General features: G+C 47.1%; 12 protein-coding genes. 3 read left to right on the plus strand and 9 right to left on the minus strand.

The window, feature by feature from the left end; genetic code table 11:
- Positions 1-8 precede the first annotated feature (8 nt).
- From rbfA to aroQ, 4 genes are read right to left on the minus strand one after another with little or no spacing between them, the layout of a single operon-like run.
- A complete protein-coding gene (rbfA, locus tag Q0110_RS08825; RefSeq protein ID WP_297905798.1) occupies positions 9-344 on the minus strand; it encodes a 30S ribosome-binding factor RbfA in 336 nt (111 codons plus the stop codon).
- 12 nt (positions 345-356) lie between these two features.
- Complete coding sequence (locus Q0110_RS08830) at positions 357-992, minus strand: O-methyltransferase (protein WP_297905799.1); 636 nt, start codon at positions 990-992, stop codon at positions 357-359.
- A gap of 6 nt (positions 993-998) precedes the next feature.
- The gene (gene pyk / locus Q0110_RS08835; RefSeq protein ID WP_297905800.1) at positions 999-2,456 is read right to left on the minus strand and encodes a pyruvate kinase; all 1,458 of its coding nucleotides are present in this window, start codon (positions 2,454-2,456) and stop codon (positions 999-1,001) included.
- A 57-nt stretch (positions 2,457-2,513) separates the two neighbouring features.
- Positions 2,514-2,933 carry a type II 3-dehydroquinate dehydratase gene (aroQ, locus tag Q0110_RS08840; protein ID WP_297905801.1) on the minus strand — a complete coding sequence of 140 codons (420 nt, stop codon included), beginning with the start codon at positions 2,931-2,933 and terminating at the stop codon, positions 2,514-2,516.
- 100 nt (positions 2,934-3,033) lie between these two features.
- Here aroQ and xerD point away from each other — a divergent pair, with 100 nt between their 5' ends.
- Positions 3,034-3,939: a site-specific tyrosine recombinase XerD gene (gene xerD / locus Q0110_RS08845; protein WP_297905802.1), complete on the plus strand. Its 906-nt coding sequence runs from the start codon at positions 3,034-3,036 to the stop codon at positions 3,937-3,939.
- A gap of 48 nt (positions 3,940-3,987) precedes the next feature.
- On the opposite strand, the gene Q0110_RS08850 is transcribed toward xerD, so the two are convergent.
- The 4 genes from Q0110_RS08850 to hflX all read right to left on the minus strand — a co-directional run bounded on the left by Q0110_RS08850 (position 3,988) and on the right by hflX (position 8,823).
- A complete protein-coding gene (locus tag Q0110_RS08850) occupies positions 3,988-4,167 on the minus strand; it encodes a hypothetical protein (protein WP_297905803.1) in 180 nt (59 codons plus the stop codon).
- Between the two features lie 10 nt (positions 4,168-4,177).
- Positions 4,178-5,437 (minus strand): cellulase-like family protein, encoded by a 1,260-nt coding sequence (locus Q0110_RS08855; RefSeq protein ID WP_297905804.1) that lies wholly within the window; start codon positions 5,435-5,437, stop codon positions 4,178-4,180.
- Between the two features lie 164 nt (positions 5,438-5,601).
- On the minus strand, positions 5,602-7,590 hold the full coding sequence (locus Q0110_RS08860) for a DUF4954 family protein (RefSeq protein WP_297905805.1): 1,989 nt from the start codon (positions 7,588-7,590) through the stop codon (positions 5,602-5,604).
- Between the two features lie 21 nt (positions 7,591-7,611).
- Positions 7,612-8,823 (minus strand): GTPase HflX, encoded by a 1,212-nt coding sequence (gene hflX, locus Q0110_RS08865; protein WP_297905806.1) that lies wholly within the window; start codon positions 8,821-8,823, stop codon positions 7,612-7,614.
- Between the two features lie 72 nt (positions 8,824-8,895).
- On the opposite strand from hflX, the gene Q0110_RS08870 reads away from it, so the two are divergent.
- Positions 8,896-10,698 (plus strand): T9SS C-terminal target domain-containing protein, encoded by a 1,803-nt coding sequence (locus tag Q0110_RS08870; protein WP_297905807.1) that lies wholly within the window; start codon positions 8,896-8,898, stop codon positions 10,696-10,698.
- Positions 10,699-10,747: 49 nt separating this feature from the next.
- Entirely contained in the window at positions 10,748-10,963 is a 216-nt protein-coding gene (locus Q0110_RS08875; protein ID WP_297905808.1) for a hypothetical protein, read from the plus strand.
- A gap of 563 nt (positions 10,964-11,526) precedes the next feature.
- Here Q0110_RS08875 and uvrA read toward each other — a convergent pair.
- Positions 11,527-14,319, minus strand: coding sequence for an excinuclease ABC subunit UvrA (gene uvrA, locus Q0110_RS08880; protein ID WP_297905809.1), 2,793 nt, complete (start codon positions 14,317-14,319; stop codon positions 11,527-11,529).
- Positions 14,320-14,325: the final 6 nt, after the last annotated feature.

The following is a 14,325-nucleotide window of genomic DNA, read 5'->3' on the forward strand; positions in this document are numbered from 1 at the left end:
GCTCTCGATTACTTATGCAAAAGATTGTCGATATTCTCTATATAATCCAATGAATCATCGATAAAGAAGCTTAACTCAGGGATCTTCCGTACCTGCAAACGGATACGTTGCCCCAAATCGAAACGGATCGCCTTCGTGTTGCTCCGTATAGCCTCCAACAGTTCCTTCGACTTCTCCGACGGGAAAATGCTTAAATAAGCTTTCGCCACACTTAAATCCGGGCTCACACGAACCACGCTGACAGAGATCAGCACGCCATGCATCCCTTGCGTCTGCTTCTGAAATATATCACTCAACTCCTTCTGAAGAAGGCGTTCGATCTTTTGTAATCTAGTACTTTCCATACGCTTTATTATTTACTTTTTCCAGATCATCGTCAGGCCGTCGCGTAAAGGGAGGATCACCTTCTCCACCCGATCGTCTTGCTTGATCTTTTCATTAAAAACCAGTATCCCCTTCGTTTGTTTATCGGAGGGATGTACTTCCTCCACCACTTTGCCGTCCCAGAGCGTATTATCAGCGAGAATCAAGCCGCCCGGACGAACCAGCGGGAACACCAAATCGTAATACTCGGAATACAGCCGCTTGTCGGCATCGATAAAGACCATATCGAACGTCTCATCCAAACGGGGGATAATCTCCATGGCATCCCCGAAATGAACCCTTATCTTGTCCTTATGCGGCGATCGGGAAAGATATTTCATGATAAAATCCTCCATCTCGTCATTGATCTCGATCGTATGGACCAGCGCCCCCTCGTCCATGCCTTCCGCCATGCATAAAGTGGCATAAGAGGTATAGGTACCGATCTCCAAGACCCTTCTCGGACGAATCATCCGGCAAAACATCTTCAATATCCTACCCTGCAAATGCCCGGATAACATACGCGGACGGAGAAGGTTTACGTTGGCATCGCGATTCAACGCCGACAGCAAATCCCCCTCCTCGTCTATATGAGAAAGAATATATGCGTCAATCTCTCCCGTAAACATGCTTTTTTACTCTTTAAAAGTAGGCAACTGGTAGCGCGTGCCGGCATCCAGCACCTTTCCCACGTTATTAATCTCCAAGAAACTGGTACCACCTCCTTCGCCAAAGCTACCGCTCAAATACGCCACCATATCGTCGCGAGTGATACGCCCGCTATGGATCAACTGGTTCAAGGCATCATAGAAATACCCTCTACGGCTGTCGTTGTACGGCTGATGAACCGCCCATACGCCATAAGAAAGCCCCAGCATACGCATCACACGTGGATTATAGCAAATAGCGAACACGGTAGAGGTTCCGCGGAAAGCGGCCAAATAACGAGCCGTGCGGCCTGTGTAACTATCCGTGATAATCGCTTTCACATGCAATTTCGAGGAAGATTTAACGGCTTGTTTCGCCAAGAAAGAAGTCACGTCTAAGTCATTCCCCTCGATAGGCACGCGGATATCATTCGCGGAAAGCTTGGTCTTCTCGGCCTCACGAGCCACTTTCGTCATAGTCTGCACCGCCTCGACCGGATATTTCCCGTAGGCCGTCTCGCCGCTCAGCATCAAGGCATCCGTACGATAATAAATAGCGTTGGCGATATCCGTGACCTCGGCACGAGTAGGACGGGGATTGTTTATCATGGAGTGAAGCATTTGTGTAGCCACGATAACCGGCTTCTTCACCTCCACGCACTTACGGATCAACATACGCTGGATACCGGGGATCTTCTCGGCCGGCACCTCGATACCCAGGTCGCCACGGGCGATCATGACACCATACGCCACCTCCAGGATATCGTCGATATTATCCACACCTTCTTGGTTCTCGATCTTAGCGATAATCTTGATAGGACTGCCATGCTCGTCCAGGATACGTTGGATATCTAACACGTCTTGTTTGCTACGGACAAATGAATGAGCGATAAAATCCAAGTCATGCTCGATCGCCCAAAGGATATTATTACGGTCTTTCTCTGTCAACGAAGGCAAATTGATACGTACGCCCGGCACATTTACGCTCTTGCGGTTACCCAGCGTAGCATCGTTCTGGACCTCGCAAAGCAAGTAATCGCCGGTTTTCCCGGTAACCTTCAGTTCCAGGTCTCCATCATCGATAAGGATATCACTACCTACCGCCAGATCGTTCACGAAATTCCTATATGACACACAAATACAATCATGCGAAGTTTCCTGATCGGGATTACCGATTACTTTCACGATCTCTCCAGTCTTGAAAGGGATCGGCTCTTTATCTACCGCGGTCGTGGTACGTACTTCCGGCCCTTTCGTATCCATCAAGATACCGATACGGTCGGATACGGCACGGACATTATTTACCACACGGGTCAACCCCTCTTCCATCATGTGAGCCGTATTCAGGCGCACCACATTCATTCCCGCCTTATACAACGCCTCAACGAACGCGACATCGCAGCGCTGGTCGGAAACTGTAGCAACAATCTTCGTATGCTTTAACATATACCTTAAATTATTATAACCTAATTATTAATTCTATTTGATAACCTTCTAACCCTTTTATCGCATGAACGACTCGATCGCCAACCGATACGAATCCAGCCCAAACCCAAGAATCACTCCCCGGCATGCCGCCGATATCATCGACACATGGCGAAACGACTCGCGGGCATGCACGTTCGAGATATGCACCTCCACGACCGGCGTAGTGACCGCCTTGATAGCGTCGTGCAACGCGATGGAAGTATGTGTATAAGCGCCGGCATTCAGCACGATACCGTCATACTCAAAACCCACCTCATGGATCTTGTTGATCATCTCTCCTTCCACGTTGCTTTGATAATAAGAGATCTCACACTGAGGGAAGCGGGCGCGCAACTCGCTCAAATAGCCCTCGAAAGAGGCATTTCCATATACTGTCGGCTCTCGCTTGCCCAACAGATTCAAATTAGGGCCATTGATGATCTGAATCTTCTTCATTCTTACTGTAAGTTTATTACCTTTGTACCGCCCGTTGGGGCCGGAATTATCCGGCAAAGGTAAGGATTTTATTTGACACATTCATAACGACATACCGACAATGCGACAAGGGAAAGATATAATAAACCGATATAAGACCTATTTACGGCTAGAAAAATCGCTCTCGGCCAACTCTATCGACGCCTATCTGACAGATCTCGACAAATTGCTGCGTTTCGCCGAGGACGAGAAAAAGGACGTCAAGGAGATTACCTACGACGACTTGCAACAGTTCGTCGCCCAATTACACGACATCGGCATCCATCCCCGGTCTCAAGCACGTATCATCTCGGGGATCAAATCGTTCTATCGTTTCTTAATGCTCGACGATTATATAACAAATGACCCGACTGAATTGTTAGAGTCTCCCAAAATCGGATTGAGGCTACCGGAGATACTAACCGTCAACGAGATAAACAGCATTCTCGACACGATAGACCTTACGCTTCCCGAGGGGCAGCGGAACCGTGCGATGCTGGAAGTCCTATATAGTTGCGGGCTGCGTGTATCGGAGCTTACCAGCCTGCGTTATTCGGACGTATATCCCAAGGAGGGTTTCATCCGGGTAGAGGGGAAAGGGAGTAAACAACGGCTCGTCCCTATCTCCGAGGTCGCCTTACGGGAAATCAAGAACTATCTGTACGACCGGAATTCAATCGCGGTAAAAAAAGGGTCCGAGGACATTCTATTTCTGAGCCGGCGAGGAACGGCCCTTTCCCGTATCATGGTTTTCCATATCATCAAGCAGCAGACGGAGGCCGCCGGCATCCATAAAAACGTAAGCCCCCACACCTTCCGTCATTCTTTCGCCACCCATTTACTGGAAGGAGGAGCCAACTTACGGGCTATCCAAGAGATGCTGGGACACGAGAAAATCACCACCACCGAGATTTATACCCACATCGACCGCGAGCTCCTTCGTAAAGAGATATTGGAGCACCATCCCCGAAACAAGCCTAGAGCATAAACATCCTTGGTGTGATTTTTAGCCTTGAAGATCTTAAGCTCGCTCCTATCAAAATCCGGGCGCTTGTACTTTCGCGCTAAATCCGACAGGAAGCTCGCCCATGGTTTTCTCTATTTCCCAGAGCCCATTTAAGCTTACCACTTGCCGTTTATCTTTCTTACTACCACAAGCGGACAATATTATTCCTAGGCAAAGAATAAATAAACTCTTATATCTTGATCGTCCCATACGAACCGTATTAAAGCCGTTTCAATAATTTGGCCGCAACCTCATTATTCTTCATGAGAGACTCATCAATCGGAGAAGAACGGATGATAGAAGTCAGGCGTTTATGCCATTCCACATCCCGCCACATTCCCACAAACTGAGGCCCGCAAAAATTACTGGTCGCTATGCCGACCCACATACCCGTACGAGCGGCCGTAACAGCCCCCAACTCGCAGAGATCTTTCACCCAGTCCCATTTCAATAAAGGCCAATCCTTATAATCCACCAGTCCCCAACACTCCGTCGTAACAAGAGGACGACAATTCTTCCGGGCAACAGAAGCCATAAGCTCGATTTTATCAGTCAACAACTTCTGCCAGTATTCAGGTCTTTCCCGATAAACCCGTTCTGCGTTTTTCACGACGTTCTTATAATCATCCGGTGAAAAACGATCATAGCCATATCCTACCAGTTTATAAAATTCGCCACCGTTCTGTTGCGCCATCCAAATATGATGCTCATACAAATCAAGAAAAGAGCAATCTACCTTTTCATACTTATTGACATCCCCATGATCAAAAGAATATAAGAATGGCATATCCGGGTATGTTTCCCGCATTTTCGCCAAAGAGGTCTTCATCCACCGCAAGGACTCCTCCTTATACCAATTTCCCCAACCGACATTCGGATATGTTTTAGCGAAAAAAGGAGCCCACGAATCACCGGGCCATTCATTGCAAAGATCCACATAAAGGATCGTATCTAATAATCCCGCATCTTCGATCGAACGAAGGGTTGCCAACCAACAATCCGCCAATTTCTCCGGCGTATCCAAATTCAAGCAAACCTCATCTACGTCAAGACGATACCAAGAAGAAAGCCCGACCTTAATGTCTCGTTCCTTACACTTCGACAAAAACAGATTCAGATTCGGTTGAACTTGTACCTCATTCATATCCGGACTCCCCCAATCTTGTTGATTCCAGACTTCTTTAAGCAACCATTTTTTTGTTGGATTCTCCGCAATCAGATGAGGATAAGCGTCAATACGTATCGCATTATACCCCCGTTCCGAGAGTTCATCCAATACTTGGTCCCAGTCTTCATAACCAGCTCCGGGCCAACGTCTTTCCAACCAAGAAAAATCCCACATGGTAATTGCCCGGGGCGATATTTTACTTTTCTCCGTAAAAGTCATCTCACTTTTAGCCGAAGCTTCCGATGAATCGAATGCGGCTAAACTGCCTAACGCCGCGATCGCTGTTTGCCTAATAAATACTCTTCTATCCATAATTATATTATTTTATCTTCATCCACCTTTTCTCCCAAAAGCACGATGTTCTTCCTTGCCGACATCCATAGCGACCGAGTAAACCTCTTCCACCCCCGATTGTCATCATGGGATGTGGCTATCTATCGGAAAAGGCAGTTCTTGAAATAATGGCTTCATAAGCTTTATACTAAAGGATTTAATCGTTCAATCAATTCATCTCCCAGCGCCCGTTTATTTACGATATGCTCTCGCACGGCGGTAACAAACGGATTATTCTCGAAATCTCCCCGGACTCCCTCGAAGTCTTGTTGTTTTTCCTCGTTGGAGCCATCCACACCAAAACCGGTCATAGAGGTTAAGGAGAACTCCTTGCGGGCATCCTCATACAATAACTCATCCAAACGAATCACGGATTCTTGCCAACGACGTACGAGCTTGATGATCTCGGCCGCCGGGATCGAGCGAAGATCCACCCCGTAATAACGTTCGATCATCTCATACGCCCAAGTCCATTCCAATGAGTAATAGCGGCCATGTACCAAGCGGAAGAAACATTCCACCTCTTCCAGCGAGGAGACTTCCCCTTGCTCGATATCCAACAATAAGGCATCCAGCGGCTCTTTCGGAAGGATCAGACCCGCCAGATCCAGCCACTCGCCAGAACCCTTGGATTCCGTGGGGAGCAATTGTTCCCAAACCTCTTCCATCGAATGGAATTCAGTGCCTTCCAGACGCTTGATCAAAGAGTTTCCGAAAAACTTATTAATAGCCATTCCATAAAAATTCAAGGCGTTACGTAGAGAAGAACCTTTAATACGGGTATTCTGGTAATAATAAATCTCCGATGTCTCACCAACCAACGCTTGCAGATTCTTCAAGATATCGACCGCCTTGAGCATCTTATGGATCGTATAAGGACTCAACAAATTGTAGTTGATCATATCCAAGCGATCCGGGTCTGTACGTTTATCACGCTTCGGCCATTTCTGGGCATCACGGATCGTACCCACGCTGCGAAGGTTAATTCCCGGAACCAAATAGGTCTCATCATCCTTCTCTATCAAATAGGAGAATGGGATATCGGACGTATCGCTATGATGGTGATGGCGCCCCATTACCAAAGAGAACGCGCCGACACGGGCCGGCCAGAGAATATACGAGTCGCTGGTGGTCTTGGAGCCACGCTCCACGATCCCTTGATGGATCGGTCCCAGCTTATACATATGGTTACTCTGGTTGGAACCGCTTCCCGCGTTCAAGAACGAATACATTCCCGCTATCAACAAACTGCTTTTATGCATAGACACCGTGAACGGACCGGCGAAAATAGCGCAAGCCTCTCCGTTCTCGAAAGCGCAGTTGCTGAATAACAAGGAATCATGCGCCGAAAAGTTATGTGTCACTTGGCAAGCCTGTCCGATAAAACAACGGATGATCTTAGCGGCATCCGCAATCTTGGCTCCCGAAGAGACAATGAAATCTTGCGCGATCACGCTATCCCCGATAAATACCGGAGCCTCTTTCTTGCTATTTACAGAGCCATTTTCCAGACGCGCGCTATTCTCTATGGTCGCATGATCGCCAATCTTCACGTTACGGATCGTACCGGTATTGATGATCTTTACTTTATCACCAACCGTCCCCTTCGTAGAGGCGATGCTCTCCGTATAAGCGGTAATCATGTCTCGCAAGCGTTTGATCAAAACCGGGCGGTGCCGGTATAAAGCGATGATATAAGCTAATGAGGCCGACAGGCCATCGTAAATCGGAACCTCGCGCCCACCGGTCTCATTCAAGACCGATACCTCTACGTTATTCCCGAACGCAGCTTTACCTTCCACCAACATAACATTTATATTCTGGATAAAGCAGTCATTACCGATCCGGTAGTTAGCGATATAATTCTGTACGTTCTCGATCAACACATTATCTCCCAACGTACAATTATGCAAGGTAACATGACGAAGTCCGCTATGCTTCACCAGTCCTCCCGGCAAGGTAAACGCTTTACGGAAAGCCCCTAACTTAACCACTCCTGAAAAACGCACGTGGTTCACATATTCAATATCAAACACTTCTGGAACCCAAACTTGGCTCCAATCATCGGCCCGGCAAGCCTGAGATCGCAAGGTGGCGATCTCATCCGGCCGCAAATTTCTCAAATGCTTCATTGGTACTAATTTTGAAAGACTCTACTCTTCGTCGTATTGCTGAAAAAGGAAGTCATTGTAGGGGAAACGGGTGATATGGATTTGCTTGACCCGTTCATACAACATCTCTTTCAACGCCTCTATATTCGTACGTTCCTTGGCGGAAATAAAGATACAATTATCTTGCAATTTCCCCATCCATGTACGTTTCAGTTCATCCAAATCGATATTTTCCCGGCTACGAGGGGTCAAATCATCCTCGTCTTTCGGGACAAAGGTAAACGCGTCTACCTTATTGAAGACCATGATCATGGGTTTCTCGGTCTTATCGATCTCTGCCAACGTACGGTTCACGACCTCGATTTGTTCCTCAAAAGTCGGATGCGAGATATCTACGATATGTACCAGCAAATCCGCCTCTCGTACCTCATCCAAGGTAGATTTGAAAGATTCTACCAGCTCAGTCGGCAATTTACGGATAAACCCGACCGTATCGGACAGCAAGAACGGCAAGTTCTCGATAATCACCTTGCGCACGGTCGTATCCAAGGTAGCAAACAACTTATTCTCGGCAAAGACCTCACTCTTGCTCAATAAGTTCATCAACGTAGATTTACCTACGTTCGTATATCCGACCAACGCCACACGTACCATCTTACCCCGGTTTTTCCGTTGCACGCTTTTTTGCTTGTCGATATCCACCAACTCTTTCTTCAATCGTGCGATCTTATCCAAGATGATACGTTTATCAGTCTCCAACTGTGTCTCACCCGGACCGCGCATACCTACACCGCCTCGCTGACGCTCCAAGTGTGTCCACAAACGAGTCAGACGCGGCAACATATATTTATATTGCGCAAGCTCCACCTGTGTCTTCGCATGGGCGGTCTGCGCACGGCTGGCGAAAATATCCAAGATCAAACTCGTACGATCCAATATCTTCACCTGCAATTCTTTCTCAATATTACGGAGTTGTTTCGGGGTAAGCTCATCATCGAAGATCACCAAACCGATCTCGTTTTCTACCACATACTCCTTAATCTCTTGCAATTTACCGGTCCCGACAAAAGTGACGGAATTCGGGTAATCCAATTTCTGGGTAAAGCGCTTCACCGCATTCACCCCCGCCGTATCAGCCAAGAAAGCCAATTCGTCCAGGTATTCCTTAACTTTTTGCTCATTTTGCTCAGGGGTAACCAAACCCACCAAAACGGCCTTTTCGGTCTGTGCCTCAGATATGATAAATTCTTTCATGCCACAAAGATATATTTTTTCAATTATTTACGTATATTCGCAGACGTATTTACAATATAAATCAACCTAACTATGAAAAAGAGATTCCGGCATCTATCCAGATGTGTTATCGCTTGTACGACATTCCTATTCGTACAACAAATAATCCAACCACAAGTTTCAAATCCATCCACATGGGCAAGTTTCGTGCAAAGCAGCTCTAATATATCCGTTCGGGATACGTTCCGGATGCAGACATTTATGGGGCTTACTTCCGACTGTTGGGGTTATACCATTACAGGAGAAGCCTCTATAAAAGATATTTCCAACGTGAAAGAAATACCCGACAGTCATGGAAGGTACGGGCTACGGATGCCAACGAATACGCAAGTGGCTTTCGAGCATTTCACGCTAACGGATTATCAGGATATAAAAATCAGTGTGCGGAAAGGGGGGATACGGCTGGTGGAAGGTGAAAACATGAGAGCCAAAACCTATCGGGAAGGCGAAACGAGTTATTCCTCTTTAGTATCGATCATTGGTAAGAATGGAATAATACCGTTCAAAACCACGGATATAAAAAATAATCCCCCGGGAGTGGATCTTATCGTACCAGCTCCCGCCGCTACTACAAAAAATGGTTATTATTATGTAGACAGTGTCTATGCGCACGGTATGATCCTCTCCTATTCCCTATTTACGGGAAACGGAGATTGGAACGATTCGGCACATTGGAGCCACCTGCCTGCTTACCGCCACCGTAAGGCCCTGATACATGGCATTATCTCCGTAAATACGGATATTTGCTGTGGAGAGGTCTTCATCGGTGACGGGAATATACATATCTCAGCGGCAGGAAACCTATCCGCAGACAACCTTACGATTTATTCCAGTGATGACATCCCGGCATCTTCTTCCGCCTTACAATCATCCGGGCATATCGACATCGCCGGGCGAATAACGATAGAAAAGACCTTCGCCCAAAAAGACAAATGGTATTTTATCTCCTTCCCCTTCGATGTATATGCTTCCGGTATAGACCCGAAATTCCAACTCGGTGACAATAAAAGCAATACAAACGGTAATTATTTCTACATACAAACCTACAACGGAGAGAAACGAGCCAACTCACAAAGCCTTTCCGACAACTGGGAAGTTATACCACGGACAATAGTCAATACCTCCCAACCCATATTCAAGAAAAATAAAGGTTACCTGATCGCTCTCGACGCTTCCGCGAACCGCCAAACTCTTCGTTTCGCCTCTAAAGAAAGAGATATCCCTTCTGATTTCGGGAAAAGCGGACAAGTCTCCATTCAAATAACCACAAACACCCAAAATAAGAACCAGAATCACAACGGTTGGTATCTATGCGGAAATCCCCTCCCGGCCCCTTTAGCCCTTAACCAGATAGAATCCAATCCCTCCCTAGACGGATATATCTATGTATACGATGGCTCAACCTATCGTCCCTATACGATCGGTAGCGATCTCGCTATCCCCCCATTCTCAGCCTTCTTTGTCAAAGCTAATAAAAACACCAATTTATCCATACACGGCACACCTCAAGCGGCTAATTATAAGTTATTATCAGCGAACGTTCCGATGTCTTCCCTGCTTTTGGAACCTCAAGTCCAGCAAGAATCTCCCGTTTCCAATCCCGCTTTTTCTTTTCCGGAATTAAGATATCATCTAGGAAACAGGAATTTATACATAGATAATCTCCCATCACCCGGGAAGGTATGGTTATTTACCCCGGCAGGCATACCTGTATTCACGCAAGCGGTACAAACCGGGAGCTCCACCATTCCACTGTCTCTTCCACAAGGTTTGTATCTCCTGATCATTCAAACAGGGCACTACCGGACGCAATACAAATGCGCCTTAACCCTATAAAGCCCGAAACAATCTTATATCTTTGCCTTGTTTTTAGAATAAAGCGCATATGAGAAAAATCAATATCACAACAATTGCCTTACTCATCTACCTGCTCGTGATGAGTATCATCGGTTGGCCGGGGAAGAATCCGGGAAATAGTTATACCGAATATTTCTTGATGATCGGAGCTACGCTTATCATTATCATCCTTCTACGCTATTTGCAAATCAAGCGTCTGAAAACGCGGGATAAATGGAATAAAGATAACGATCAGGCCAAGTAATAAAAACACAGCCTGTTTTTCTTCACAGAAGAACAGGCTGAATGAACTTTATTTTATTACACTAGTATTAATATTACTGCTTTTTCACCTTCACAGGCTACTTGAATGTCTCGTCAAGACCACACACAGTATAATTACTCGATTATAAATAAGTAAAGTCTTAACAGGAGAGACGCTTCACTTGTTTCGCTTACATTCTTTAAATGAGTTACTTTCATTATTCTTACATTTTATTCACTAGTGCTAAAAGTACACTAAAACGTGAAAGAGATAATGGTTAGCAAGAGAGGATACTTGGATTCGATGATTAGGAAGGCTTATTGTATATGTCCGTATACGCATTTATTCCCGGCTGTATGATCCGGTAAAAACACGTACGTATTTCCCGAAAAACAGGTACGACTTTTCACGGAAACATGTACCTGTTTTCCATGAAATATAATCGTCTTTTTAAGATGTTATTATTCAATGGTTTATAGTGGTTGTACCATTCATATACTTATTGTATGGAATTTAAGTTACTATTTTGAGGGGATGAGACGCAGCACGCTGCGTCTCTACAACTAATGGCATTCTAATTTTTCTCTTAAGAACTTTCCGGTATAGGAGGTCTCGCAAGCCGCTATTTCCTCCGGTGTACCGGCACAGACCAATTGCCCGCCGGCCTTTCCTCCTTCCGGACCTAGGTCGATCACGTAGTCCGCACATTTGATCACATCCATATTATGCTCGATGATTACCACGGTATGACCTTTCTCGATCAGGGCGTTGAAAGCTTTCAGCAAGGTCTTGATGTCATGGAAATGCAAACCGGTCGTAGGTTCGTCGAAAACGAACAAGGTAGGTTGCTGTTTTTCTTGGCCTAAGTAATAAGCCAGTTTCACACGCTGGTTCTCACCACCGGATAAAGTAGAGGATGTCTGCCCTAGCTTGATGTAACCCAAGCCCACGTCGTGCAGAGGCTTCAGGCGTTTCACGATCTTCTTCTCTTGGGAACCGGAACCTTTCTCGAAAAACTCGATCGCTTGATTCACGGTCATTTCCAACACATCGTATATATTAACTCCTCGATACTCCACATCCAATACATCCTGCTTGAAACGCTTACCGTGACAAGCCTCGCATACCAAGGTGATATCTGCCATAAACTGCATCTCCACCGTGATCTTGCCTTCGCCCTTACATTCCTCGCAACGGCCTCCTTCTTTATTAAAAGAGAAATAGGCGGCGTTGTACCCCATCTGCTTCGCCAAGGGCTGCTCTCCGAATAGTTTACGGATCTCGTCGTAAGCGCCGATATATGTCACGGGATTCGAGCGGGAACTCTTCCCGATCGAGTTTTGATCCACGAACTCGATTGCCTGTATCATATTCAAATCTCCACTGATACCGGAACAATCCACGGTCAGGCGGGCGGCATCATCCAAATGGCGCTTCACGCCCTCGTAGAAGATATCGCGAACCAAGGAGCTTTTGCCCGAACCACTCACACCGGTGACCACCGTCATCACGTTCAACGGGAACCTCACGTCTATACCCTTTAAGTTATTTTTCCGGGCCCCCGCCACCTCTATATAATTATTCCACGGACGACGATAAGGCGGGATCTCGATCTGATCCTCACCCGTCAAATAACGCACCGTATGGCTATCGCTGCATTTCCGGAGGTTATTCACGTCGCCTTGATAAACGACCTCACCCCCTAAACGCCCCGCTTTCGGGCCGATATCGATGATATAATCCGCCGCACGTATAATCTCCTCATCGTGCTCCACCACGACCACGGTATTCCCCAAGGCTTGCAACTGCCGCAATACCTTTATCAGCAAATCCGTGTCCCGGGAATGCAGGCCGATACTCGGCTCATCCAAAATATACAACGAACCTACCAAACTACTTCCCAACGAGGTAGCCAGGTTGATACGCTGGCTCTCTCCCCCGGATAAAGAAGACGAAAGGCGGTCGAGCGCCAAATACCCCAATCCCACATCCAGCAGGAATTGCAAACGGTTATTGATCTCCGTGAGCAAACGTTTAGCGATCGCGGCGTCCGTCTCGTCCAGCTCCAGTTGATCGAAGAAAGCTTTCACCTCCGAAACCGGCATCGCTACCAGCTCGGCGATGTCTTTACCACCCACACGTACATACAGTGCCTCCGGCTTCAAACGGCTCCCCTTGCAAACCGGGCAAATCGTCTTCCCCCGGTAACGGGCCTGCATCACCCGGTATTGTATCTTATACAGGTTCTCTTCCACGAACTTAAAGAAATCGTCGATACCATGCAGACCTCTCGCTCCATGCCACAACAAATCTTTTTCTTTCCGCGTCAGATCGTAATACGGGCGATGGATCGGGAAGTTGTATTTCTCGCTCTTCGCGATAAAGTCTTTCAGCCATTCCCCCATCACCTCGCCTTTCCAGCAAACCACGGCTCCTTGATAGACAGACAGGCTCTTATCGGGCACTACCAGATTCTCGTCGATTCCCAGCACCTTGCCGAAGCCTTCACAGGTCGGACAAGCGCCCAACGGGTTGTTGAAGCTGAACATCATATCGGTAGGCTCCTCGAATGTCATTCCATCTGCCTCGAATTTCTTCGAGAACTCTTTCACGACGACTCCTTCCTCCGTATAAATGCGGACCAAGCAGGTACCATGGCCCTCGAAGAAAGCGGTCTCGGCCGAATCTGCCAAACGGCTTTTCAGGGTCTTATCGTCCGATACCGTCAGGCGGTCTACCAGCAATTCGATCGGGTAAGACAACAATTCCTCACTCGCCAAGACCTCCGAGATACGATATACCGTATCGTTTACCGACAGACGGGCATATCCTTCCTTCCGCAAGATCTCCAACTGTTCCTTCATATCCCGGCCCTCCGGCAAGACTACCGGCGCGAACACGGCAAAACGAGTTCCCGCGGGATACCGCATGACTTCCTTTATGATATCGCCTACCTGATGTTTCTTCACCTCGGTACCGGAGACCGGCGATATCGTTTTTCCGATACGGGCGTACAACAAGCGTAAATATTCATAAATCTCGGTAGATGTACCGACCGTGGAACGCGGGTTACGAGTATTCACCTTCTGCTCGATAGCGATCGCGGGCGGTATACCTTTAATATAATCACATTCCGGCTTACTCATCCTACCCAAGAACTGGCGGGCGTAGGCAGATAAGCTTTCCACATACCGGCGCTGCCCCTCCGCGTAAAGGGTATCGAAGGCCAATGATGATTTTCCGCTTCCCGACAGCCCGGTTATAACCACCAGCTTATCTCGAGGAATCTCTACATCTATATTTTTCAGGTTGTTGACACGTGCTCCCTTGATGAAAATCGAATTGCTCTCAGACATATTATC

It is taken from the genome of uncultured Parabacteroides sp. (assembly GCF_947855115.1).
GTDB lineage: Bacteria > Bacteroidota > Bacteroidia > Bacteroidales > Tannerellaceae > Parabacteroides.

Coding starts and splice junctions, on each gene's coding strand:
- xerD (WP_297905802.1), top strand. CDS start 3,034: ATGCGACAAGGGAAAGATATAATAAACCGATATAAGACCTATTTACGG.
- Q0110_RS08860 (WP_297905805.1), bottom strand. CDS start 7,590: ATGAAGCATTTGAGAAATTTGCGGCCGGATGAGATCGCCACCTTGCGA.
- pyk (WP_297905800.1), bottom strand. CDS start 2,456: ATGTTAAAGCATACGAAGATTGTTGCTACAGTTTCCGACCAGCGCTGC.
- aroQ (WP_297905801.1), bottom strand. CDS start 2,933: ATGAAGAAGATTCAGATCATCAATGGCCCTAATTTGAATCTGTTGGGC.
- Q0110_RS08855 (WP_297905804.1), bottom strand. CDS start 5,437: ATGGATAGAAGAGTATTTATTAGGCAAACAGCGATCGCGGCGTTAGGC.
- uvrA (WP_297905809.1), bottom strand. CDS start 14,319: ATGTCTGAGAGCAATTCGATTTTCATCAAGGGAGCACGTGTCAACAAC.
- Q0110_RS08875 (WP_297905808.1), top strand. CDS start 10,748: ATGAGAAAAATCAATATCACAACAATTGCCTTACTCATCTACCTGCTC.
- hflX (WP_297905806.1), bottom strand. CDS start 8,823: ATGAAAGAATTTATCATATCTGAGGCACAGACCGAAAAGGCCGTTTTG.
- Q0110_RS08850 (WP_297905803.1), bottom strand. CDS start 4,167: ATGGGACGATCAAGATATAAGAGTTTATTTATTCTTTGCCTAGGAATA.
- Q0110_RS08870 (WP_297905807.1), top strand. CDS start 8,896: ATGAAAAAGAGATTCCGGCATCTATCCAGATGTGTTATCGCTTGTACG.
- Q0110_RS08830 (WP_297905799.1), bottom strand. CDS start 992: ATGTTTACGGGAGAGATTGACGCATATATTCTTTCTCATATAGACGAG.
- rbfA (WP_297905798.1), bottom strand. CDS start 344: ATGGAAAGTACTAGATTACAAAAGATCGAACGCCTTCTTCAGAAGGAG.